Annotated in this window: 24 protein-coding genes and 1 riboswitch; of the genes, 8 read left to right on the forward strand and 16 right to left on the reverse strand. The window is 65.5% G+C overall.

Features of this window, described 5'->3' with window-relative positions; genetic code table 11:
* Positions 1-18 precede the first annotated feature (18 nt).
* From ACT54B_RS18865 to ACT54B_RS18875, 3 genes are read right to left on the reverse strand one after another with little or no spacing between them, the layout of a single operon-like run.
* Positions 19-1,083, reverse strand: coding sequence for an ABC transporter substrate-binding protein (locus ACT54B_RS18865; RefSeq protein WP_476047153.1), 1,065 nt, complete (start codon positions 1,081-1,083; stop codon positions 19-21).
* Positions 1,080-2,489 (reverse strand): sensor histidine kinase, encoded by a 1,410-nt coding sequence (locus ACT54B_RS18870; RefSeq protein ID WP_476047154.1) that lies wholly within the window; start codon positions 2,487-2,489, stop codon positions 1,080-1,082. The genes ACT54B_RS18865 and ACT54B_RS18870 overlap by 4 nt, the downstream gene beginning before the upstream one ends.
* Positions 2,479-3,150, reverse strand: coding sequence for a response regulator transcription factor (locus ACT54B_RS18875; RefSeq protein WP_476047155.1), 672 nt, complete (start codon positions 3,148-3,150; stop codon positions 2,479-2,481). The genes ACT54B_RS18870 and ACT54B_RS18875 overlap by 11 nt, the downstream gene beginning before the upstream one ends.
* Before the next feature lie 139 nt (positions 3,151-3,289).
* Here ACT54B_RS18875 and ACT54B_RS18880 point away from each other — a divergent pair, with 139 nt between their 5' ends.
* From ACT54B_RS18880 to ACT54B_RS18895, 4 genes are all read left to right on the forward strand, one after another.
* On the forward strand, positions 3,290-4,258 hold the full coding sequence (locus ACT54B_RS18880; protein ID WP_476047156.1) for a tripartite tricarboxylate transporter substrate binding protein: 969 nt from the start codon (positions 3,290-3,292) through the stop codon (positions 4,256-4,258).
* A gap of 11 nt (positions 4,259-4,269) precedes the next feature.
* The gene (locus tag ACT54B_RS18885; protein WP_476047158.1) at positions 4,270-4,752 is read left to right on the forward strand and encodes a tripartite tricarboxylate transporter TctB family protein; all 483 of its coding nucleotides are present in this window, start codon (positions 4,270-4,272) and stop codon (positions 4,750-4,752) included.
* Between the two features lies 1 nt (position 4,753).
* Positions 4,754-6,241, forward strand: coding sequence for a tripartite tricarboxylate transporter permease (locus tag ACT54B_RS18890; RefSeq protein WP_476047160.1), 1,488 nt, complete (start codon positions 4,754-4,756; stop codon positions 6,239-6,241).
* A gap of 114 nt (positions 6,242-6,355) precedes the next feature.
* Complete coding sequence (locus tag ACT54B_RS18895; RefSeq protein WP_476047161.1) at positions 6,356-6,838, forward strand: hypothetical protein; 483 nt, start codon at positions 6,356-6,358, stop codon at positions 6,836-6,838.
* A gap of 3 nt (positions 6,839-6,841) precedes the next feature.
* On the opposite strand, the gene ACT54B_RS18900 is transcribed toward ACT54B_RS18895, so the two are convergent.
* On the reverse strand, positions 6,842-7,192 hold the full coding sequence (locus tag ACT54B_RS18900) for a carboxymuconolactone decarboxylase family protein (protein ID WP_476047163.1): 351 nt from the start codon (positions 7,190-7,192) through the stop codon (positions 6,842-6,844).
* 17 nt (positions 7,193-7,209) lie between these two features.
* Positions 7,210-7,662, reverse strand: coding sequence for a thioredoxin TrxC (trxC, locus tag ACT54B_RS18905; RefSeq protein ID WP_476047164.1), 453 nt, complete (start codon positions 7,660-7,662; stop codon positions 7,210-7,212).
* Between the two features lie 187 nt (positions 7,663-7,849).
* On the opposite strand from trxC, the gene ACT54B_RS18910 reads away from it, so the two are divergent.
* Positions 7,850-9,142 carry an NAD(P)/FAD-dependent oxidoreductase gene (locus tag ACT54B_RS18910; protein ID WP_476047166.1) on the forward strand — a complete coding sequence of 431 codons (1,293 nt, stop codon included), beginning with the start codon at positions 7,850-7,852 and terminating at the stop codon, positions 9,140-9,142.
* Between the two features lie 39 nt (positions 9,143-9,181).
* Here ACT54B_RS18910 and ACT54B_RS18915 read toward each other — a convergent pair whose 3' ends face one another.
* The 5 genes from ACT54B_RS18915 to ACT54B_RS18935 form a co-directional block, all read right to left on the reverse strand.
* The gene (locus ACT54B_RS18915) at positions 9,182-9,415 is read right to left on the reverse strand and encodes a hypothetical protein (RefSeq protein ID WP_476047167.1); all 234 of its coding nucleotides are present in this window, start codon (positions 9,413-9,415) and stop codon (positions 9,182-9,184) included.
* Between the two features lie 2 nt (positions 9,416-9,417).
* Positions 9,418-10,527 carry an FAD-binding oxidoreductase gene (locus ACT54B_RS18920; RefSeq protein ID WP_476047169.1) on the reverse strand — a complete coding sequence of 370 codons (1,110 nt, stop codon included), beginning with the start codon at positions 10,525-10,527 and terminating at the stop codon, positions 9,418-9,420.
* Positions 10,528-10,535: 8 nt separating this feature from the next.
* Entirely contained in the window at positions 10,536-11,783 is a 1,248-nt protein-coding gene (locus ACT54B_RS18925) for an aromatic ring-hydroxylating oxygenase subunit alpha (RefSeq protein WP_476047171.1), read from the reverse strand.
* Between the two features lie 125 nt (positions 11,784-11,908).
* Positions 11,909-12,115, reverse strand: a riboswitch (cobalamin riboswitch).
* Between the two features lie 76 nt (positions 12,116-12,191).
* Entirely contained in the window at positions 12,192-12,941 is a 750-nt protein-coding gene (locus ACT54B_RS18930; RefSeq protein ID WP_476047173.1) for an SDR family oxidoreductase, read from the reverse strand.
* 11 nt (positions 12,942-12,952) lie between these two features.
* Complete coding sequence (locus ACT54B_RS18935) at positions 12,953-13,291, reverse strand: darcynin family protein (RefSeq protein WP_476047175.1); 339 nt, start codon at positions 13,289-13,291, stop codon at positions 12,953-12,955.
* 38 nt (positions 13,292-13,329) lie between these two features.
* Between ACT54B_RS18935 and ACT54B_RS18940 the strand changes: the two genes are divergently transcribed.
* Positions 13,330-13,977, forward strand: a complete 648-nt coding sequence (locus ACT54B_RS18940) for a TetR/AcrR family transcriptional regulator (RefSeq protein WP_476047177.1) — start codon at positions 13,330-13,332, stop codon at positions 13,975-13,977.
* A 3-nt stretch (positions 13,978-13,980) separates the two neighbouring features.
* On the opposite strand, the gene ACT54B_RS18945 is transcribed toward ACT54B_RS18940, so the two are convergent.
* Complete coding sequence (locus tag ACT54B_RS18945; RefSeq protein WP_476047178.1) at positions 13,981-14,790, reverse strand: MipA/OmpV family protein; 810 nt, start codon at positions 14,788-14,790, stop codon at positions 13,981-13,983.
* 189 nt (positions 14,791-14,979) lie between these two features.
* On the opposite strand from ACT54B_RS18945, the gene ACT54B_RS18950 reads away from it, so the two are divergent.
* Positions 14,980-16,140, forward strand: a complete 1,161-nt coding sequence (locus ACT54B_RS18950) for a fumarylacetoacetate hydrolase family protein (RefSeq protein WP_476047180.1) — start codon at positions 14,980-14,982, stop codon at positions 16,138-16,140.
* A gap of 7 nt (positions 16,141-16,147) precedes the next feature.
* Here ACT54B_RS18950 and ACT54B_RS18955 read toward each other — a convergent pair whose 3' ends face one another.
* The 4 genes from ACT54B_RS18955 to ACT54B_RS18970 form a co-directional block, all read right to left on the reverse strand.
* Complete coding sequence (locus tag ACT54B_RS18955) at positions 16,148-17,023, reverse strand: hypothetical protein (RefSeq protein WP_476047182.1); 876 nt, start codon at positions 17,021-17,023, stop codon at positions 16,148-16,150.
* Between the two features lie 75 nt (positions 17,024-17,098).
* A complete protein-coding gene (locus tag ACT54B_RS18960) occupies positions 17,099-19,033 on the reverse strand; it encodes a hypothetical protein (RefSeq protein ID WP_476047184.1) in 1,935 nt (644 codons plus the stop codon).
* 25 nt (positions 19,034-19,058) lie between these two features.
* Positions 19,059-19,442: a hypothetical protein gene (locus ACT54B_RS18965; RefSeq protein WP_476047186.1), complete on the reverse strand. Its 384-nt coding sequence runs from the start codon at positions 19,440-19,442 to the stop codon at positions 19,059-19,061.
* An 83-nt stretch (positions 19,443-19,525) separates the two neighbouring features.
* Positions 19,526-19,879 carry a DUF4870 family protein gene (locus tag ACT54B_RS18970; protein WP_476047187.1) on the reverse strand — a complete coding sequence of 118 codons (354 nt, stop codon included), beginning with the start codon at positions 19,877-19,879 and terminating at the stop codon, positions 19,526-19,528.
* A gap of 500 nt (positions 19,880-20,379) precedes the next feature.
* Here ACT54B_RS18970 and ACT54B_RS18975 point away from each other — a divergent pair, with 500 nt between their 5' ends.
* Positions 20,380-22,773 carry a methyl-accepting chemotaxis protein gene (locus ACT54B_RS18975; RefSeq protein WP_476047189.1) on the forward strand — a complete coding sequence of 798 codons (2,394 nt, stop codon included), beginning with the start codon at positions 20,380-20,382 and terminating at the stop codon, positions 22,771-22,773.
* 60 nt (positions 22,774-22,833) lie between these two features.
* On the opposite strand, the gene ACT54B_RS18980 is transcribed toward ACT54B_RS18975, so the two are convergent.
* Positions 22,834-23,325 carry a GAF domain-containing protein gene (locus ACT54B_RS18980; RefSeq protein WP_476047190.1) on the reverse strand — a complete coding sequence of 164 codons (492 nt, stop codon included), beginning with the start codon at positions 23,323-23,325 and terminating at the stop codon, positions 22,834-22,836.
* Positions 23,326-23,373: the final 48 nt, after the last annotated feature.

A 23,373-nucleotide genomic window follows, 5' to 3' on the forward strand; every position in this document is an offset into this window, starting at 1 on the left:
TTTACGGCCGTAAACTTTTCACTTCACGCCGAAAGCCTGCTGCCACTGTTCCAGAAACTGCCGCCGCTTCTGCCGGTCCGTGACGAGGATCAGCGAGGGGCTGATCGGGATCGGGCGGAACACACCCTGCAGGTCGGCCTTGTCCGGTCCCTCGACGCCCACAGGCAGCGGCCCCTTCTCCGAAAAATGGAAGCTCTGCGCCGCCACGCGCTGCCCCTTTTCGGACAGGAGAAAATCCAGGAACAGCCGCCCATTCCCGGGATTTTGCGCCCGCACCGGCAGGAAGGCCGCGCGCGAGAGCACCAGCGTATAATCGGACGGAAGCACGATACCCACGGGCGCTCCCTCCGCCATGCGGGCCGCCGCATAGGAGCCGAGCAGGTTGTAACCGATCAGCACGTCGCCGCTTTCGATGCCGGACAAAAGCTCTCCCGTGCAGCAGAACCGCCGCGCATCGGCCCGGCCCAGCGCCTCGATCAGCCGCCCGAAGGCGCTCGATTGCTCCGCATCGTAAAAGCCGAAGAGATAGCCGATGCCGGAGGCGGCGATATCGTAGGTGCCGATCTTGCCCGCATAGGTTTCGGGCTTGCGGCGGATGAGATCGATCAGCTGGTCGCGGTTACGGGGAATGTCGGCCGCCGGCACCTTCTGCCTGTTATAGACGATGACGGCCGGTTCGAAGCTGAAGCCGAACACCGCATCCCGCCACCGGTTGTAATCGGGCATGCGCTCCGTTTCCGGCGACCGGTAGGCGGCAGCGCAACCGTCATTGGCCAGCCGCACCATGTGGTCGACGGAGGAGGAGAAGACCAGATCCGCCATGGGGCCAGTCCCATCGCAGGTGGCGCGCAGCCGGTCGAAGAGTTCGTTGGTGAGGCTGTCGCCATAGGTGACGTCCACATCCGGATAGTCCGACTGGAAGGCGACGATCAGCGGGCGGATGACCTCGATGTCGCCGGAAGCCTCGATGACAAGCGACCGCGCGGGCTGCACGCGCGCCTTGAATTCATAGCGATTTTCCGCCGCCAGCACCGGACAGGCAAGAACGGAAAGGACAGTCAGCAGGCGAACGACAGCGATCATGCGGGCTCCCTGTGCGAGGGGAAAACGAGGCTGACGGCAAAGAAGCCGCGGCTGTCCCGCGCGAAGGTGAGGTCCGCGCCGTGCTGGTCGGCGACGTCCTTGACGATGGCAAGCCCGAGGCCGGAGCCATAGACGCCGGTTTCCCCCCGGACGAAGCGGCGGGTTATATCCGGCAGGAGCGACGCAGCGATCCCCGGCCCGTCATCGGCAATCACCAGACGGATCGCCTCGTCCTGCCGGTCGAGGCGGATGTCGAGGGCCGAGGTGGCCCCGTGGCGCACCGCATTGTCGAGCAGGTTGCGCACCGCCTCCCCGATGGACAGCGGATCGCCGGTCATCGGGCAGGGCCGGTCTAGGCCGTCGGCGGAAACGGTAATGTCCCGCTCCATCCAGGCGGGAATGCTGTCGGCCGCCGCCTGCCGCACCACCTCGGCGAGATCGAAGCCGGTCTTGGCCACCGCCTCGGCGCGATGGGCGACCGCCGCCTGGGCGAGAAGCTGGTTGGTGAGCCGGCCGAGCTGGGCGGCGCGCCGCTCCGCCTGTTCCAGATGGCGGCGCGTGGAGGCGGGATCTTCGGCGCCGCGAATCATCTCGAGCTGTCCGGCCAGCGCCGCGACCGGGGTGCGGATCTGATGGGCGGCATCGGCGATCAGCCGCTGGATGGCCCCGAGCCGGTGGGAGAGCCGCTCCATGAAGCGGTTGATCGACTGGACCAGCCCCTCGATTTCCCGCGGCGTATCGAGCACCAGCGGGGTGAGATCGTTCGGATCCCGCCGGTTGAGCGCCTGACCGATGCGGCGGAGCGGCAGGAGCGCATAGCGCGCCGCCAGCGCCGAACCGGCAAGCGCCAGAAGGCTCATCACGGCAATCACCACGCTGACCTGCAATGTCAGGCGCTTGGCGAGCGCCACCCGCGAATCGGTGGAATGACCGACCACCACGACCGCATGGCTGGGGGCGCCCGCCAGCACCACCCGGTGGCGGAGTGCGGCGAACCGCACCGGGCCACCCTTGAAGGGCGCGGTCCAGACCTCGACCGGGTCACGCCCGCCGGTCGGACTGGCGGCAAGCGCGGCGAGCCTGGCCGGGTCGACCGGCAGGTCGTCATAGCCCGTCAGCGTGGTGCCATCGGCGGCGATCACCCGGTAATAGACCCGTTCCTGGCGAAAGACGGACAGGAGATCGAGCGCGCTCACGGGAATGTCGACCTCTAGCCCCGCCTCCCCCTGCCGCACCGTCTCGGCGATCTGGGCGGCGGCGCCGGCCAGCAGGCTGTCATAGGCCTCGTCGGCGGCCCGTCCGGCATAATCCCGCGCCAGCCACAAGAGCAGCACGGCCCCGATGGCCAGCACCAGCGCCACGGCCCCGAACAGGCGGCGGAAAAGCGAGGGACGCCTAGTCTTCATGGAGGACGGCCTGATAGCCGAGGCCGCGCAGGGTGCGGATTTCCATCCGCTCGGAGCCGAGCTTGCGCCGCAGCCGCGCCACATAGAGCTCGATCACGTTTTCCGCCGGCTCCTCCCCGAAACCGAAGAGCTGGTCGATCAGCTCCGCCTTGGAGAAAACCTTGGCGGGACGGGACATCAGCACTTCGAGAAGCGCGATTTCCCGGCGGGTGAGTTCGGCGCGCGCGCCATCCACATGCACGGCGCGGGCCACCTGATCGAGCACCACGTCGCCCATCTCGATGCGGGCCGATTGCGGGCCGCCGATGCGGCGGAGCAGCGCCCGCACCCGGGCTTCCAGCTCGCGAAAATCGAAGGGTTTCACCAGATAGTCGTCGGCACCGAGATCGAGCGCGGTGACGCGATCCTCCACCATGGAGCGGGCCGTCAGCACGAGAACGGGCGGCGAGGGCTTCATCCGGCGGATGGTTTCCAGCACCTGGAAGCCGTTCCGCCCGGGCAGCATCACATCGAGAATGACGAGGTCATAGGACTGCACGGCGAGCGCATCTTCCGCGCCCTCCCCGGTCTTTTCCCAATCGACCGCATGGCCCAGCCGCGAGATGCAAGCCGCGATGGCTTCCCCCACGTCGGGCGTGTCCTCGACCACCAGAATACGCATTTTCCTCCCGCAACAGGCCTCTCCACCCATGACAGCTTGTTGACAGGAACCGAGGCTATTGAGGGCTCGACAGCTTGTCAACCAAGCCGGAAACCGGTCCCGGGAGGGGACTTTCCGGCGCAAAGGGAGGAAAAAACCCATGAAAAGACGCGTCTTCATCGGCAGCATCGTCGCCGCCGGCCTCGCCCTCGGCTTTGCCGCACCGGCCCTTGCCGAAGGTCCTGAAAGCCTGAAGATCATCGTTCCCGCCAAGCCCGGCGGCGGCTGGGACCAGACGGGCCGCGCGCTGGAAGGCGTGATCCGCTCCGCTGGCTTGGCCGGCACCGTGACGGTGGAAAATGTGGCGGGTGCGGGTGGCACGGTCGGTCTCGCGCAGCTTGCCGGCAAGGAAAAGGGCAATGGCGGCGCGGTGATGATCACCGGCCTCGTCATGGTCGGCGCCGTGCTCACGAACAATGCGCCCAACACCCTCACCGAAGTCACCCCCATTGCCCGGCTGACGGGCGAATACGAGGTGGTGGTGGTTCCGGCGGCCTCGCCGATCAAGACCATGGGCGAACTGATCGAGAAGCTGAAGGCCGATCCGGGCGCGGTCGCCTGGGGCGGCGGCTCGGCCGGCGGCACGGACCACATCATTGCCGGCCTGATCGGCAAATCCGCCGGCATCGACCTGACCAAGCTCAACTATGTCCCCTTCTCGGGCGGCGGCGAGGCGCTGGCGGCGATCCTCGGTGGCCACGTGACAGCCGGCATTTCCGGCTATAGCGAATGGGAATCGCAGATCGCCGCCGGTGAACTTCGCGTGCTCGGCATCACCGCCCCGGAAAAGGTGGCCGGCATCGACGCGCCGACGCTGAAGGAACAGGGTGTCGACGTGGAGCTCGCCAACTGGCGCGGCATCGTCGCTGCCCCCGGCATTACCGACGAGCAGAAGGCCGCTCTCGCCGAAACGGTGGAGAAGGCCGTGAAGTCCGATGCCTGGAAGAAGGTTCTCGAAGAGAAGAAGTGGACCGACCTCTACCTGCCCGGCGACGATTTCGGCAAGCTGATCGCCGAGGAGAATGCCCGGGTCAGCGAAACGCTGAAATCCATCGGCCTCGTGCAGTAAGGACAGGCAAGATGAACAGCTCGTTTCTGTTCAAGGCGGGGGCCGGCCTTTGGGTCGGCCTCGGTCTTGTGGGCCTGTCGGTTCTGACGGTCATCTCGACGGCGGGCATGAAGATCGCGCCCACCTATTCCAAGGTCGGCCCGCAGGTCTTTCCCTATGCGGCGGCCCTCGTCATCGGGGCGCTCGGCGTGTTCTTCGTGTGGAAGGCCGTGACAGGCGATCCCGACCGGCTGGTGCCGGACACGGAAGAGACGGATTTCCGGGCGCTCGCCACCGTCGGCCTCGGCTTTGTCCTCTTCATCCTCACGCTTGAGACGCTGGGCTTCGTGCTGGCCGCAACCCTGCTGTTCACGGCGGTGGCGCGCGGCTTCGGCAGCCCGCGCCTGATCCGCGACGGCATCATCGGCCTTCTGCTCGGCGCGGTGGCCTTTGCCGTCTTCACGCGCCTTCTCGACCTGCAGCTTCCTGCCGGCCTGTTTGCGGGAGTTCTCTGACATGGAAGCACTGTCCTATCTCCTCCAGGGATTCGAGACCGCCTTCGTCCCCATCAACCTGCTCTGGTGCATGGTCGGCGTCACGCTCGGCACGCTGATCGGCATCCTGCCGGGCATCGGCCCCGCGCTCACCATCGCGCTGCTGCTGCCGGTCACCTCCAAACTCGACCCGACGGGCGCCTTCATCATGTTTGCCGGGCTCTATTACGGGGCGATGTACGGCTCTTCCACCACGTCGATCCTGCTCAACACGCCCGGCGAATCCGGCTCGATCATCACGGCGGTGGAAGGCAATGTGATGGCGCGCAAGGGGCGTGGCGCGGCCGCGCTTTCGACGGCGGCCATCGGCTCCTTCGTCGCCGGCACCATCGGCACGCTGCTGCTCACCTTCCTCGCCCCCGTCTTCGTCAAGCTCGCGCTGCGCTTCGGGCCGGCGGAATATTTCGCGCTGATGGTCTTTGCCTTCACCGCCGCCTCCGCCCTGCTCGGCAGCTCGCTGACGCGGGGGCTGACCAGCCTGTTCCTCGGCTTCGGGATCGGGCTCGTGGGCATCGACCTGCTGACCGGACAGACCCGCCTCTCCTTCGGCATTCCTGCGCTCTATGACGGCATCGACATCGTGGTGGTCGCGGTCGGGCTCTTCGCGGTGGGGGAAGCCCTGCACATCGCCTCCCGGCGCGACCTGCGCGACAGCGTGATTTCCCCGGTGGAGGGCTCGCTGTTCATGACGCGGGAAGAATGGAGCCGCTCCTGGAAGCCCTGGCTTCGGGGCACCGCGCTCGGCTTCCCCTTCGGCGTCCTGCCGGCGGGGGGAACGGAGATCCCCACCTTCCTTTCCTACTTCCTCGAAAAGCGGCTGGCGAAGAAGCCGGAAGAATTCGGGCATGGCGCCATCGAGGGCGTGGCAGGGCCGGAAGCGGCGAACAATGCGGCCGTGGCCGGCGTGCTTGTGCCGCTCCTCACCCTCGGCCTGCCGACCTCGGCAACCGCGGCCATCCTGCTCGTCGCCTTCCAGCAATATGGATTGCAGCCGGGGCCGCAGCTCTTCACCGCCTCCGGACCGTTGATCTGGGGGCTGATCGCCAGCCTATACGTGGGCAATTTCCTGCTGCTCGTGCTGAACCTGCCGCTGGTGGGTCTCTGGGTGCGGCTGCTCGCCATTCCCGCCCCGCTGCTCTATGGCGGCATCATGGTCTTCTCCGGCCTCGGGGTCTATGGCCTCAACCGGTCGGTGGTCGATCTGGTGATGCTGTTCGTCCTCGGCCTCGTCGGCTTCCTGATGCGGCGCTACAGTTTCCCCGTGGCCCCCGCCATCATCGGCCTCATCCTCGGGCCGCTCGCGGAGGAACAGTTCCGCCGGGCGCTGATGATCAGCCAGGGCGATGCGACCGTCTTCATCAGCCACCCGCTTTCGGCCTTCTTCCTGATTGCGGCGCTGATGGTGTTCCTCGTTCCTGTCGCCGCAAAGCGGGTGCTGAAAACGGCCTGACCAGCGAAGCGAACAATACCCAAAATAAGGGGGTAATTCCCCGCTTTGGTTGCAAGCTCTGCACAAGCTTCGCTTGCCAATTTCCCCCGGACACCACTTCCGGGGGATTTTTCCATGATAGGCATCGATCGCTATTCCATCCGCCAGACGCCGTCGATCGGCAATCAGAGGATGCAGGCTCAGGAAGAAAAGGCCGGGGCGGCCGCCCAGACGCCGCCCGTGCAGCTGTCCGGCGGCTCCGAGACGGGCCATGCCGCGAAATCCAAGCTTTCGGCTGCCTTCTGGAGCATCCAGAGCGCCGGCCAGAGCGGCGAGGATGGCTCCGACACGCCGGAGGCGGAATTCACCAAGCTTTCGAAGATGACGCTTGCCGAACGCATCCGGGCGCAGATCCTCGAAAAGCACAAGCTGACCGAGTCCGATTTCAAGACTCTGGAAGACGGCGACCGCATGGCGATCGAGGCGGAAATCCGCGAGGCGATTCTTCAGGCCTATGGCGCCGAAGGCGGCGAGAACGGCGCTGCCGCAACCGAAGCTGCAGCACCCGCCGCCGAAGCGGCACCCGCCCCGGCACCGGCCCGGACGAAAGAGGCCTGAGCCTCAGGCCGTCTTCGGCTTCATCTGGTCGAAGGCCTCGAGCGCGTGGCCGGCATACATGGCAGAGGGGCCAGCGCCCATGTAGATCGCCATGCCCAGCGTTTCCAGGACCTCTTCCCGGGTCGCGCCTTCCGCCGCCGCGGCCTTGGTGTGGAAGGCGATGCAATCGTCGCAGCGGATCGCGACGCTGATGCCGAGCGCGATCAGTTCCTTCGTCTTCCGGTCGAGCGCGTCGGGTTTCAGCGCCGCCTGGGCGATGGCGGAAAAGGCCTTCATCACATCGGGCGCGCCGGCCCTCAGATCGCCGAGCGGGCCATTGAGGCCGGCGATGAAATCCTTCCAGTCCATATGCATGTCAGTCTCCGTTTCCGTCAGGCGTGCTGGCCGGCGGGCGTGATGCCGTGCCGGCCGATGAAGGCGCGCAGATCCCCTGCGCCAAGGGCTCCGCTGACCCGGTCGATCTCGCGGCCGCCCCGAAACAGGATCAGCGTCGGAATGGAGCGGATCTGGTAGCGGGCGGCGAGCTCCTGCTCCGCATCGGTCTCCACCTTGGCGAAGCGCAAGCGGTCGCCATAGTCGGCGGCGGCCCGCTCAAAGACCGGGGCCATGGCCCGGCAGGGGCCACACCAGGACGCCCAGAAATCCACGATGACAGGCAGGTCCGGCGACTTGATCTGCCGGTCGAAATTGGCGCGGTGAAGGGTGAGCGGCTTGCCGTCGAAAAGCACGGCCTTGCAGGCCGGGCAGTGCGCGCCTGCAGCGGTTCGGCCCTCCGCAAGTCGGTTCATCTGGCCGCAGGCGGGGCAGGGAACGATACGGGACATGGCGTTTCGGAACCTCCGTCTCTCTGTCGCGAAGGGGTCTAAGGCCGACCTTGGACCCGCGGCGGCGGGCTTTTGTGCCGGCAGGCCTTCGCCTTTCGTCCATGATGTAACAATGTCATCCAATAATCAATTGATTTCTGTATCTACGTATGTTTGTATGTAAATAGCTTTTTTGGAGGAGACGCGCATGACTGAAATCGTCGTTTTGGGAGCGGGCCTTGGCGGCACGATCATGGCCTACGAACTCCGGGACCAGGTTCCGGCGGATGTGAAGATTACGCTGGTCAGCAAGGGCACGACCTATTCCTTCGTCCCCTCCAACCCCTGGGTGGCCGTCGGCTGGCGGGATCGGGAGGATATCGAGGTGGAACTTTCGGCCGCCTGCGCGCGCCGCAACATCACGCTTCGCCCCGAAGGCGCAGAGCGGGTGCATCCGGCCGAAAAGCGCATCACGCTCATGGATGGCAGCAGCCTGTCCTATGATTATCTGGTGCTGTCGACCGGCCCGGAACTGGCCTTCGACGAAATTCCCGGCTTCGGGCCGCAGGCCCACACCCAGTCGGTCTGCCATATCGACCATGCGCTGATGACGCGGGATGCCTTCCGCAAGCTCGTCGCCAATCCCGGCCCTGTCGTGATCGGCGCGGTGCAGGGCGCCTCCTGTTTCGGCCCGGCCTATGAATTCGCCTTCATCCTCGACAAGGCGCTGCGCGACGCCAAGGTACGCGACCGGGTGCCGATGACCTTCGTGACTTCCGAGCCCTATATCGGCCATCTCGGTCTCGACGGCGTGGGCGATACCAAGGGTCTGCTCGAAAGCGAGCTGCGCAACCACCACATCAAGTGGATCACCAATGCCCGGGTGAAGGCTTTCGACGAGAAGGGCGTGACCGCCGAGGAAATCAACGAGGACGGCAGCGTCAAGGCCGTGCACGAGATCCCCTCCGTCTTCACCATGATGCTGCCCGCCTTCAGGGGCGTCGCGGCCGTGCGTGACATCGAGGGTCTCGTCAATCCGCGCGGTTTCGTGCTGGTCGACAAGCACCAGCAGAACCCGACCTATCCCGATATCTTCGCGGTCGGCGTCGGTGTCGCCATTCCGCCGATGGGCAAGACGCCCGTGCCGGTCGGCGTGCCGAAAACCGGCTTCATGATCGAAAGCATGGTGACGGCGACAGCCCACAACATCGCCCGCCGGCTCGAGGGCAAGACGGCCAATGCGCAGGGCACCTGGAATGCGGTCTGCCTGGCCGATTTCGGTGACGGGGGCATTGCCTTCGTGGCGCAGCCGCAGATCCCGCCGCGCAACGTCAACTGGTCCTCGTCCGGCAAATGGGTCCATGCCGCCAAGGTCGGCTTCGAGAAATACTTCCTCTACAAGGTGAAGCTCGGCAAGTCGGAGCCCTTCTACGAGAAGCTCGCGCTGCAGGCCCTCGGCATCGACAAGCTGAAATCGATCACGCTCGACCAGCCTGTCTGAGACCTGCCTCACCGCGCCGGATGGCCCGGCGCGGCCTTCTCAGTGAAGATGCCGGCGCCGCCCGCGCGGGGCGACCGGCTGGAAGGCGGCCGCCTGCAGCAGAAAAGCCTTCAGGCGCTGGCTTTCGCTATCCGTTGCCCGGTCCCGGTCGATGCGGTCGATTTCCCGCTTCGCGGCTTCCGCCATGTTGCAGGGATCGCCAAGCGCGAGCAGCCAGGCGAAGAAGCGGTCTTCGGCGGTGAGGGTGGACGATGTGCCGGTGTGCGTGTGCATGGTCAGGCCTCCACTTCGACTGAGGTGAGCGGGCGCGAGCAGCAGGCGAGGATGTAACCTGCATCGATCTCCTGCTGGCTGATGCCGCCATTATGGTGCATGTCCACCTCCCCTTCCCGCTTCAGCACCTTGCAGGTGCCGCAAATGCCGCTTTCGCAGGCCGCCGGGATGCGCACGCCGATGCTGCGCGCGGTTTCGAGAATGGTCTGGCCGGGCTTGGCGGGGGCCGTGTCATTGGCACCGAGGAAGGTGACGGAGAGCCCGTCCACCGCGCCGCCCTCGGCCTTGGCCTGGGCCTGCCGCTCGACGCTGCCGGTGATCGAGGTCGCGCCGAAGCTTTCCTGGTGATAGTGGCCCATGTCGAAGCCCTCGTGCCGGACGATGGAGCTCACCGCCTTCATGAAGGGATCCGGCCCGCAGCAGAAGATTTCGCGGCCCATGAAATCGGGAACCAGCATGGCGAGCTTGTGCCGGTCGATGCGGCCCATCAGCCCCGCCCAGGGCGAGGCGACGGAGCGGCCTTCCGGCAGGAAACCGAGCGAGAGATTGGGCATGCGCTTGGCGAGCAGCTCCAGCTCCTCGCGGAATATGATTTCCTCCGGCCGGCGCGCCGAATTCAGGAAGACCACATCGGTCGCAGGCGCGGTATCGGAAAGCCAGCGCAGCATGGACATCATGGGGGTGATGCCGGAGCCGGCCGAAATGAACAGGTATTTCTCCGCCGGATTGCGCGCCAGCGTGAAATGGCCGTTCGGGCCATAGGCGCGGATGCGCGAACCCGGCACCACATGATCGAACATCCAGCGGGTGCCGATGCTGCCGGGCTGCGCCTTGATGGTGATCGACAGCGCATAGGGCCGCGAGGGCGTGGAGGAGATGGTGTAGGTGCGATGGAGATCGCCGCCCTTCGCCCGAAGCTCCACCGTGATGAACTGGCCCGGCATGTATTTGAACCAGCCGCCGCCCTCGACGCCGAAGGTGAAGGTCTTCACATCGGGCGCCTCGTCGGTGACCGCCGTGCAGACGAGCATCTGCCGGGCGGCATTCCAGGGGCTGGTCGCGTCGAGGGGAAGTGCCGGCGGCACCTCCCCGAGGAAGGGTTTCATCGTCATGGCGGGCCTCAGGCGACCGAGCGCAGCGAGGCCGGAGCCTTGCCGCCGAGACGCTCCTGCATGAAGCGGGAATACCAGTCGACGAACTGCTCCACGCCGCCCTCATGCGCTTCCGAATAGGGGCCGGGCTGATAGGCGGGCGACTGGATGCCGAAGGCATTTTCCTCGACGATCCGGCGGTCCTGGTCGTTGGTCTCGGTCCAGACATGGATGAGATCGTCCAGCCGGTAATCGATGCCTTCCACCGCATCCTTGTGCACCAGCCACTTGGTGGTGACAGCAGTTTCCGTGGCGCTGATCGGCAGCACGCGGAAGGTCACCGCATGGTCGGAGAGAATGTGGTTCCAGGTGGTCGGGTAGTGGAAGAGCAGGAGCGTGCCGAGGCGGTCCTGGTTGATGTCGTCGGAAAGCCGCATCTGCACCGCCTTGCGGCCGGACATGGTGTAGCTCACCGCATCGCGCAGCAGCGGAATACGGGCGGTGCGGAACTGGCCGCGCTGGTCGATGGCAAAGCGGCTCGGCAGGCCGAGCGCCTCGCATTTTTCCCAGTGCTCGACGATTTCAGGATCATCCGCCGCACCGTTGACGCCGGTCGCGGTCGGGGCTTCCGGATAGGTCTTGCAGAGTTCCGGATGGTTGCCGGCGCAGTGATAGCATTCGCGGTTGTTTTCCCAGACGAGCTTCCAGTTGCCCTTTTCGATGATAGTGCTTTCGTAAGCCACCTTGGCATCGCGCAGCCGGTGCGGCAGGAAATAGGGCTCCATGGTAGCCCGGAAGGGGGCGAAATCCATCGGCTTCTCGGCGAGCGAGATGAAGATGTAGCCGCCGGCGAGCTCGCAGGCGACGGGCTTCAGGCCATAGGTGGACTTGTCGAAGCTCTCGCCCATGTGGCGGGCATATTGCAGCGAACCGTCGAGATCGTAGGTCCACTGGTGATAGGGGCAGACGAGCTTGGCCGCCGAACCGCGATGCTCGGTGCAGACCCGCGAGCCGCGATGGCGGCAGGAATTGTGGAAGGCGCGGATGCCGCCGTCATTGTCGCGAACGAGGACCACAGGATAGGCGCCGACCTGCACCGTCATGAAATTGCCCGGCTTCGGCAGCTCGCAATCATGCCCGATGAACAGCCAGTCCTTGTACCAGATCTCGTTCAGATCCTGCTGGAAATAGGCCGGATCGATATAGAAGGGCTGGTCGAGGGTAAAGCCGGGCTTGCGGGCCTGGAGCCGGGAAAGCATGTCGGAACGGATGTCCATGGTCGGTCCTTATGGGTCGGGGACGGCCGGGCGGATGATCCGGAAACGCATGGACAGGCGCAGGCGCACCCTCAGCCGGAGGGGCCGCATGTCCATTCGCCTCCTGCTCGCCCACCGCGATCAGTCGAGTTCAGCGCATCGAGGCTGGTTTCCGGGCTCCAGAACCGTCCCCCGAGGGGACCTTGCGTCACCTTCCCGGGCCTTCGCCCAGTGGTCTTTCGACGCCGTTCAGTTCTGCTACCGTTGCGGGGGCAGCGCCGGGTTGTCACCGGCTTCCCAATTGTCCCTCCGGCTCGTCAAAACCTTCGGGCACCTCGATGTCCCCAAGACACCATATTTCATTCGCGACCACATGGCTGAATGCGACATCTGCAAGCCTCATCGAAACAGGCCTGTGGACGGAGGCGGTCAGCCATCGCGCAGGATGCGACGGGCAAGAGCCGGCGACAGGCGGCTGATTGCGGCGAGAAGCCGGGCCTTTCCCACGACGATCTCCGGCTTTCCCCGTTCGAGGCCCGCAATCACCGCGCGGGCTGCCTCGGCAGGGTGCATCTTGTTCCGCCCGCGCCCCGCTGTCATGCCCGTCTCGACGAAAGCCATGATCACGTCATGCACGGTCACATGGGGCGCCGCATCCTCGCAGCGGTAGCGCAGCGCGCGGCTGAAGGCGCTGAGCCCCGCCTTCGTCGCGCAATAGACCGGCGCGGTCCGCTTCGGGGCCAGCGCAAGGCCCGAGGACATATTGACGATGGCCGCGCGCGGCTGCCGGGCCAGCAAGGGCATCAGACCGAAGGCGAGCGCGATGGGCGCGTCCAGATTGAGCTCGATTTCGGCGCGGAAGGCCGCCATCAGGCCCGCATCGCCAAGGCCCGTCGCCGGCATGTTCACCTGCACGCCCGCATTGTTGACGAGGATCGACAGATCGGGATGGCGCGCCATGACCTCGGCCACCAGCCGTTCCTGTCCTTCCCGGTCGGCGAGATCGGCCTCGATGAAGGCCATTGCCCCTCCCGCCGCCGCGATTACCGACTCGGCGGCGACCCGGTTCCGCCCGGTGATGATCACCCGCGCACCCCGCGCCGCGAGTTGCAACGCGATGTCCCGGCCTATTCCGGCGGTGCCGCCGGTGACGAGTACCCTCTGTCCCTCGATCCGCATGGCCACCCCCTTCACACCCCACTCCGCTCATAGTGGCGGAAGCCGTCCTCGATGGCCGGAATGATCCGGATCAGGTCGAAGAAGGGCTCGGCAAAGAGCGGCGAATCGCGCAGCGCCTCCATCACGCCATTGAATTGAACCGCATCTTCCGCCTCGAAGAGCACGATGTCGGAACAATCCGCGGAAAAGGCCTCCGCATCGAAATGGCGCAGGGTCACGCTCCGCCCCTCAAGCGCCGGCAAGAGCGCTGCCGTCGCGATCCGCTCCCGCTCGGGCCGTGGCAGGCGCAGCCAGGACGGCAACGCCCTCAGACAGACGAAAACGGAAAGGCGGGGCTTCAGCGGATCCATGGACGACGCTCCGGTTGCGGGATGGGTGGAACGGATCTATGGTGCGAGCAATTGCTCACATTTCCAACTCGCATTCCATGTCCCGCACCGCAAAGCCCATCGAAGCCCGCAAACATCCGCGTCAGGCACGGTCTGCCGCGACCGTCGAGATCATCCTGGAAGCGGCGGCTCGCATTCTGGAGGGCGGCGGGCTATCGGCCCTCAACACCAATCTGGTGGCGGAACGGGCGGGCATCAGCATCGGCAGCCTCTACCAGTATTTTCCTGGCAAGGAGGCGCTGCTCGCGGCCCTCATCCGGCGCAAGCGCGCGGAACTGATCGTGCTGCTGGAAGGGCAGGCTGAGCAGGCGGGAACGGCCGATCTGAAGACGTTGCTCGACGGCCTGATCCGCGCCGCGCTGCACCACCAGTTCGCCCGTCCCCGGCTGGCGGCCAGTCTCGAATATGCGGAAAGCCTGCTGCCGCTCGACGCGGAAACCCAGGCGCTGAAACAGGAGATTGCCGAAACTGTCGCCCGGGCGCTCTCCGCCCATGGCATAGCCGACCCGGCAACCGCCGCGCGGGATCTGGCGGCGCTGACCCGGGGGATGGCCGATGCGGCAGGGCTCTACGGCGAGACCGATCCCGCATCGCTCGAAGCGCGCATCCGCCGTGCCGTCTACGGCTATCTCGGGCTTGGCGGCTGACGATCAGCGCAGCGAGAAATCGAAACGATAGGTGGCGGAGACGCCGATGGTGACCTGATCTTCCGAGCCCTTCTGGCGAACGAGGCTGCTGTCTGCCGCGACGCCGACCATGCGGCGATATTCGGCAAAGAGGCTCGTATCGACGTTTTCGGTGGCTTTCCAGGTGATGGCACCGCCCGCACCCACCGACTGCCAGCCGCTGCCGGGCGTATAGGGATCGAGACCGGAGGCCGCCGATTCCGCCGCGTTCACGCCGTAATAGACCTTGCCATAGCCCTTGGACGCCCAGGTGGCGCGGGGACCGGCGGAAATCCTCACATCGGGCGTGATATCGGCAAAGGCATCGACGGCGAGATCGACCACCTGGCCGTCATGGCTGCGGATGCCCTGCCGCACCTCGGCCCGGGCGCGGATGTTTTCGGTCGGGTAGACTTCGGCAAAGGCGCCGGCTTCCACGCCGATTTCCACGTCATGCAGACCCTTCAGGTCGTCGGAATCCTCGGCACGGCGGCCGGTGATGAGCTTGCCGGCAATGCCGGCCTTGACGTTTTCCGTCTCGAAGAGGCCGAAACCGGCGCTGTCGTTGCGGGACGAGAAGCGGGTGGTCTGTCCCTGCCGGCCCAGCGAAATGATCGGCTCGAACAGAAGCTTGCGTCCCTTTGCGCCGTCGAATTCCGGGCCATGGGCCACGGAACCGCCGAGCGTCAGGGACCAGTCGCCCGCATAGAAGGGCTCGCCATCGCCTGCAAGCGCCTGCTGCAAGGAAACGGTCGAGAGAAGAAGGAAGGAAAGGAGGAAAGTGCTCCGCATCATGCAGTGTCCCTGTACGCGATATTCAACCAAAAACACGGGAATTCTTAGTGGTTTTTCAACCAGAAAGATTAAGAACCCCCTAACCAAGCGAACAGCAGGCAAAACCATCCGGCCCGCAGCTTGCGGGTGCTTCTCGCCGCCCCTGCTTTTCCTCTATGCTGGCGGCCGGAACGAGGAGGACGAATTGCGATGCCGATGATGCTCACCCCTGCCGAAATCCTGCCCGCAGAACCGCACGCGACCCTGATCGGGCGCATCTGGCTCGATGCCGTGGACGGTCCCCTGCCCGTGACGGTCCGGGAGGGCGTGCTCTACGATATCTCGGCGCTCGGCGCGACGGTCTCGGCCATTCTCAACCGCGAGGGCGCGCTGGATCTCGCCGGGCAGCACTTTCCGGCGGTGGGGCCGCTCGAGGATGTCCTCGCCGATGGCGGCAACCGGGGGCCGCGCGGGCGGCTTCTCGCCCCTTGCGACCTGCAGGTGGTGAAGGCGGCCGGCGTGACCTTCGTCGACAGCATGCTGGAACGGGTGATCGAGGAGCGCGCCAAGGGCGATCCGGCCGCCGCCGAGGCGATCCGCAGCCAGCTCAAGCAGGTGCTCGGCGACCAGCTGGGCGCCATCGTGCCGGGATCGGAGGCGGCCGGCCGGGTGAAGGCGGTTCTGCAGGCGGCCGGCAACTGGTCGCAGTATCTGGAAGTGGGCATCGGGCCGGATGCGGAAATCTTCACCAAGGCGGCGCCCCTTTCCGCCGTCGGCTGCGGGGCGATGGTGGGCATCAACCCGATTTCCTCCTGGAACAATCCCGAGCCGGAGGTGGTGCTCGCCGTCAATGCGCGCGGGGAAATCCGCGGCGCCTGCCTCGGCAACGATGTCAACCTGCGCGACGTGGAGGGGCGCTCGGCGCTCCTGCTGAGCAAGGCGAAGGACAATAATGGCGCCTGCGCCGTCGGTCCCTTCATCCGCCTGTTCGACGACCGGTTTTCCATGGCCGATGTGGAGCGGACGGAGGTGAGCCTGTCGGTAACGGGCGAAGACGGCTTTTCGCTCACGGGCACGAACGACATGTCTCGCATCTCGCGCAAGCCGTCCGAGCTGGTGCGGCAGGCGATCAACCGCTCGCACCAGTATCCCGATGGCTTCCTGCTGTTCCTCGGCACCATGTTCGCCCCCGTCAAGGACCGGGATGCGCCGGGCCTCGGCTTCACCCATCACATGGGCGACGAGGTGAGGATTTCCTCGCCAAGCTTCGGTGCGCTGGTCAACCGGGTCGGCCGCAGCGACGAGATCGAGCCCTGGACCTTCGGCATCGGCGCATTGATGGCCAATCTCGCCCGGCGCGGCCTGCTCTGAGGCGGGCCTATTCCGCCAGATAGAAGACGAGCTTGGCGTTCGGGCTCTTGTCCGAATAGCCGACCACGTCGCATCCCTTGCGCACCGGCGCCTTGCCGGTGAGTTCCAGCCGGTCGCCATACTGGTCGTAGCCCTGCACGATGTAGGGCGCGGGCTTGCAGCCCTTCTTGTAGGTATAGGCCACGCCCTGCATGTTTCCGCCCTGCGCTATCCAGCCGTGAAACAGCACCGTGTTCGGCTTGATCGTGCCGGAAATCGAGGCCTTCGGATTGGTGTAGTAGATGATCTGCCGGCGCTGGTCGAAGAACATGTCCGAACCATTATGGCCGGCCGGCATGCCATAGGGCTCGTGATCGGGCCCGTCATGCAGCAGGGTTTCCACAGGCACCCGGTCATAGGGGTTGCCGAAGGGGCAGAGGGCCAGCCATTCCAGTGCATAGCCGAGGCCGTTCGAGGCGTTGTCGGTCGGGATCTGCTTGCCGGTTTCCGCATCCTTGATGGCCACGGCGCCATCGGAGAGGCCGCTGCCCTCGACCTTGCCGTCGAAGAGATATTTCCGGCCATCCCATGACCACAGCTCGCCGGTGACGCAATTAGCACGGCTCTCGTAGACTTTGCCCGCCTGCCCGGCGAGGATGCCCTTGGCGCAATCTTCAATCTCGGCTTCGGTCCCGGACTGCCAGTTGGCGCACCAGTCGCGGGCGGCGTCGATGGTCACCCGCGCCCGCAACTTGGAGGCCTCGCCGCCGAAATCCGACCGTTCGAAAATGGTCGCGACGGGCGACTTGTTGCTGCCCGTCGAGATCACGTCCCCTTCCAGCGGGGGCGGCATGTCCGGCACGAGCGTGGACGCGAGGAGGGCGATCAGCGGGGCAGACAGCATGAGGGGGCTCCGGATGGTTCGAAAGAAAACGGATAGGAGAGAGGGCCCCCGTGGAGGCCCTCCCGCGTGTCGGGATCAGTCGCATTCCCGGCCGGAGACGGACCCCATCATGCAGCCGGTGGCAACGGCGGGGGTGATGCGGGTAACCTCTTCCGGCGTGTTCTCGGCCCAGGCGACGCCTTTCCAGTCGCCGCTCTTTTCGTCCTGCGCCATTTCCAGACCGATGACGCTGTCCGGACGCGCCTTGCGGCGATATTCGAGCACTTCCGTCTTCCACATCAGCATGCCTTCGGTGCGGAAGGTTATCTGATCGTCGCCATGCTCCGCCACCTTGCAGACCAGATCGCGGATGGTGGCCCGGTCGTCCATGCCCTTGCCCTTGACCTGGATATAGGCGGCGAGCAGGTCTTCGCCGGCGCCGGACTCGGCAGCCGCCTTGTCGCACCGGGCGACCTCTTCCCGCTCCGACAGCGCATTCATGGCCGACTGGCAGGCAGAGCTGGCGGCATTCCGGGTCTCGTCGGAGAGGTTTTCCCGGTAGAGGCCTTCGCAGAGCTTCATCGCCGCCTTGGCTTTCTCGGTCAGCGGTTCGGCATCCTTGAAGGCGGCGTCGATCTTCGCCACGACGGCGTCGGTCTCTTTCCGCGTCACGGTGGCCAGCGTCTCGGTGCAGAGATCGGCCGCCGCGGTGCGCTTGTCATCCGCCAGCCCGTCGAGATAGCGCAGATCCTCGCAGGATTGCTGAAGCTTTGCGGCAGCCTCCGGAACGGGCGCGCCCGCATCGGTGCCCATGGCCTTCAGTTCGGCCATGGCGCTGTCGAACAGCTGATCGCGCCGGGGCTGCAGGGCCTTGCCGAACACCCGCTCCACAAGCGCATTGTCGTTGTAGCTGACATTCACCTTCTCGCGGTCCGGCGTGAGATTGCGGGTTTGCAGCAGCGTGGCAAGCGTCTGCGGCAGGGCGATCAGGCGATCACGCTCCTGCTTGAGCGTCTGCAGAATGGCCTGGCGGCGCTGGATATCCGGCCATTCCGCCGTGAGATCGGAAAGCAGGTTTTGCGGGTCGTCGCAGCTTTTCAGGTCGCGCACGACATTCTCCGCGAGGGGCCGCGTCCAGTTCTCCAGGCTGACGCCCAGCACGAAGGACAGGTCTTCCACCCTTGCATAGCCCTGGCGCATCTGCCGCACCGCACCGAGCCGCTTGCAGAACAGCGGCGTATCGGCGGGATCGAAAGCAGCGGCCAGCGGCTGACCCGTCTCGGCGAGCCGGTCGGATGCAAGCGACAGCATGGCCTTCATCTCGTCGAAGCCGTTGCCGAAACGCGGATCGGTCGACGGCGCGAGCGTCTCGGACGACAGCGCATCCCGGACGGTCTGCGCATAGGCGGCAATATCCGCATCCCCCGTCAGCGGCAGGGTGGTGAAAGCCCGGTTGAGACCATCGCGATAGCGCTGCCAGAAGGCAGGCACCTTTTCGCTGAGGCGCTGCATGTAATCGCGCTGGTCGAGTTCGGCCAGGGTGAAGATGATCGGCCGGTTGTCGAGCGCGGTTGCCGCCTCGCCGGCCTGCTGGGCGGTGGGCTCCGGCGTATCGAGCAGCGCCAGCAGCGTGTCGAAGCGGTTCTTCGGCGCCTCGGCGGAGGTTACGGTGAAGGCGCGGCACGCATCGGCCGGTCCGCCCGCCACCCAGACCGCATCGATGCCCTTGTCCGACCGGGCGGTGCGCAGGCGCAGGACCCCGTTCTCGTCGAGAAGACCGTGGCCTTCGGCGCTTTCGCCCTCCCGCATGGCCACCCATTGCACCTGGTCCTGTTCCTTGCGCTGGAAATAGACGGTGGTGCTCTCCTGGCCCTGCAGGTCGCGCATCGTCACCCAGTCGGTGTCGTAAAGGGCTTCGCCGCAGGTGAAATGGCCGGTCATGTAGGTCGTATCCGCATCCTCGGCAAAGGCTGCGGGCGCGGCAAGGAGCAGGCCGGCCATCAGGGCGGCTCTCGAAACTGTCGTCGTCATGGTGCTGTCTTTCCTGGAAACGCGCTTACGGGAGGACCACCCAGCCATCATCGGTGCTGGCGAGCCGCACGGTGCCGGCGAGCGGGCGGGGCGGAACCTTCATCGGTCCGCCGGACACGCTGTAGCGCACATCGCAGCGATAGGTTTTCTCGCCATCCGCCGTGCAGCCGATCTTGTCGAAATCGCTGATCTCGATGGCCATCTCCTCCATCATGCGGTTGGCGGCCTCGTTGCCGCCGCCGATACCGGCGGCAAGGCCGGCGGCCTGCTTCATCTGGGCATCGATTGCCTGTTTCATGGCGCCCTCGATGTCGGATGCGGACGGCTCCCCGGAACAGGAAGCGAGGAGAAGGCCGGCAGCAGCCAGCATCACGACGCGCAGCAGCGTCGGGGTCGAGCGAATGGTCATGTCACCCTCGAAGGAAGTTTCTTGTGATTGGTAAGGAATGGCGCGGGGGAACGGCGCCCACGCCGGATCGCAGCCCTCGCGGATCAGACCAGCCAGGTGCGCGGCGCGGTGATCGTCTCGTTGCGGATCAGGTAGACGAGGCTCTTGATGCAGCGGGCGAGATACCAGATCGACACCACGAAGAAGCCGAGAATGCCGATCAGCACGAAGGAGAGCACGACGCAGATGGCCGAATAGAGCAGGCCCTTCCAGAAGGTGCCGATCATGTAGGTATAGTGCGAAGCCAGGAGCGCATCCGCCTTCGGACGATCCACATAGGCCAGGATGACGCCGGCAGGCGCAAAGAAAACCATCAGTGCAAGCGCGACGAAGCCGAGAACCGGGGGCTCGTTGGCGGCAGAAGACTGGGGAGCGGGCGTGAGCGAAACATCAGACATGGGCGCGACCTTCTTTACGCGGTTTAAACTTTTTGCCGTGTGGGACGCCGATCATCGGCAGGTCGTCATTCATGGCTTTCGCCGACCTTCCACGCTTTCCGGTAGAAATTGACCCGGAAACTGGACCGGTTCTTGATACCGGCGGCTGTCGTTATTCACGGCCCGCTTTTAAGATGGGGTTTGGACGGGAGGGTATTTTTACGGTCAAACCGGCCCGGGCCGCAGAACCGGAGCGGAGGGTAAACAGTCCGTGTGCAGGGCTTGTGGCTTTCCCGGCGAAAGGCGCGCACCGCGCCGTGTTCGGGCAAAACAGGGCATTCTTCGCTCCGGCCGGAGGATGGCCGACGGTATTAAATATGTGCCTATTAATGTAATTAAACAAAACTTAATCCATCCATAGATAAATATCCGGTGCGGGATGGTACCGTGTGCGCAGGCGCGCCTTCCGAATGACGTCGGATTTGACCGTTTTCAGGCTTTCTGCCCGGGGGATGCGACCGATGTTCTTCAAGACTGCCACCAGCCGCAATATTTTCTCGCTGGTCACGGCCGGCGTGCTGGCAACCAGCGTTGCCGCCGGTGTGCTTTTCTCCATCTCCTATCAGCAGGTTCTCGACGACACCCATGGCAAGATGGAAGCGGTCGCGGAAGCCACGGGCGAGACGGTCATCGACACGTTCCAGAAGGGCGTCCGCGTGGTGGATTCCATGCGCATCACCATGCTTGCCCTGAAGGGCACCGGTCATAACGATCGCGCCGCGGCCAATGCCGTGCTGCACGACCTTCTGGCCGGCAACAGTTTCGCGCTTGGCACCTGGACGGGCTGGGAGCCCGATGCCTTCGACGGCAAGGACAAGGACTGGGCCGGCAAGCCCGCCCACGACGCCACGGGCCGCTACATGCCCTATTGGGTCCGCTCCGGCGACAAGATCATCAACGAGGTTCTGGTCGACTATACCAAGCCGGGCGCCGGCGATTACTATATCCTGCCTTTCACGAAGAAATCCGCGCAGATCATCGAGCCCTACATCTACCCCGTCGACGGCAAGAATGTGCTGATGACCTCGATCGCGCTGCCGATCATGGAAGGTGACAAGGCCATTGGCGTGGCCGGCATGGACATGGCGCTGGCCGAAACAAACAAGCGGCTGAACGAAACCCGCCCCATGGGCGATGGAGAGGTGATGCTGGTTTCCGCCAGCGGCATCGTCGTCTCGGATGTCATGACCGACCAGATCGGCAAGCCCCTCAAGGATACGGGCTTCGACATGCAGACCTGGGCCTCGCTGACGAGCCATCCGGGCGAACCCTTTGCCTTTACCGATACGGACGGCATCGACAAGATGGCCATGTCCGTCCCGGTGGAACTCATCCCCGGCACGGTCTGGCAGTCGCTGGTGCTGATCCCGAAATCCACGGTCTATGCCGAGCTCAACCGCATGATCGAACTGTCCGCCGGCATCGTCCTGCTGGCGGTGGTGGTCCTGTCCGGTCTGGGCGTGCTGCTGTCGCGCGGCTTCCGCCGGCGCCTGCAGGCCATGATCGGCCGCACGGCTGAAATCGCCGCCGGCAACAATGCGGTGGCGATCGATGGCACCGACCGTCAGGACGAAATCGGTGACCTTGCCCGGTCGCTGGTGGTGCTGCGGGATGCCAATGCGGAAAAGGACCGTCTGCAGGAGGAAGCGCAGGCCGCCTCGCAGCAGCGCGCCCGGGACCGCGCCGAACGGGAAGCCCATGCGGCCGAACAGGAACAGATCGTTTCCTTCGCCGTCTCCGAACTGGCGAACGGCCTCTTGAAGCTGTCCGAAGGAGACATGACGATCCGCCTGAAGCAGCCCTTCGGCGGCTCTCTGGAGCGGTTGCGGGCAGATTTCAACACCTCGGTGGAAAAGCTCGAGGATGCCCTGAAGAGCTTCATGCAGAACGCCCATGCCATCAAGACGGGTTCGGATGCGATCCGCGATGCGGCCGACGACCTGTCCAAGCGCACCGAGCAGCAGGCCGCCAGCGTGGAACAGACGGCCGCCGCCCTGGAGGAAATCACCACGTCGGTCAAGGACTCCACCCTGCGGGCGGAAGCGGCCGGCCAGCTCGTGTCGCGGACCCGCGAAGATGCGGCCCATTCCGGTGCAGTGGTGCGCAATGCAGTGGCCGCGATGAGCGCCATCGAGCATTCGAGCCGCGAAATCTCCAACATCATCGGCGTGATCGACGAGATCGCCTTCCAGACCAACCTGCTGGCGCTGAATGCCGGCGTCGAAGCGGCCCGCGCCGGGGAAGCGGGCAAGGGCTTCGCCGTCGTCGCCCAGGAAGTGCGCGAACTCGCCCAGCGGTCCGCCAATGCGGCCAAGGAAATCAAGAGCCTGATCACCTCGTCCGGCGAACAGGTCAAGCGCGGCGTGGCGCTGGTCGGCGAAACGGGCGAAGCGCTGGAAAGCATTGTCGGTCAGGTCAACGAGATCAATGCCAATGTGGAGGCGATCGTGCAGTCGGCCCGCGAGCAATCCATCGGGCTGGCCGAAATCACCTCGGCCGTGAACACGATCGATCAGGGCACCCAGCGGAATGCGGCCATGGTGGAAGAGTCGAATGCGGCGTCCAACCGTCTGGTCAGCGAAGTCACCTCGCTCAACGACCGCATCGGCACCTTCCGGATCGGTGGGGCGGAAACGATGGCACGCAGCAGCCAGCGCAACGCTTCGCCTTCACCGGCACCCGCCGCGCCTCCGGCGCCCCGGGCTCCGGCAAAGCCGGCTGTCGCCTCGCAGCAGGCCCCCCGCCCCTCGCCAGCCCGCGCGCTTGCCGGAAAGATCGCTTCGGCCTTCACCGCCCGCTCATCCGCCCCGGCTGCCACGGCCACAGCCGCGAGCCAGGATTGGGAAGAATTCTGAGAACGGAGTTCCGCCTCGAACCGTGCGGCCGCCGAAAGGCGGCCGTTTCTGCATGAGGGGTCAGGCCCCGTTCCGGCTCCAGACCAGGCAGCCGAGGGCGGCGAGCGGCAGGCAAGCGGTGATCGCCGCCACCCTTTCCCCGGTGAAATAGCCGGACGGTGCCAGAATATTGGCGGTACCGGCCACCTCTCCCCCGATCACGATCGGGAAGGAACCGCTCGCCCCGTAACCCGCCTTCTCGATCTCCGCCGCTTCGGTCAGATAGTGCCGCAGCCCGTCCGGGTCATCGGCCAGCACCGGCTGCTTCTCTTCCATGATCCGCTGGCACCAGGGATCGGCGGGATCGAGCGCTTCGCCGCCCCCTTCTGGAAAGAGGGCGGGATTGCTCGTCGCAATCCGCGTCACGCTTCGCCGATCCGCAGCCACCGCCAGAAGCGTGGCGTCCATGACCCCGGGCAGCGCCGTGAGACGCTGGAGGATGGCCGCCAGAAGCGCGGTCTTGCCGTCTGCCAGTGCCTTTTCAAGTTCGATCATGCCCGCCTGGTCCATCATGCCTGTCCTTGTTCTTGGGGGAAGATGCGCTGCCCGAAGAGAATCGCG

It is taken from the genome of Gellertiella sp. DMC107 (assembly GCF_056313605.1).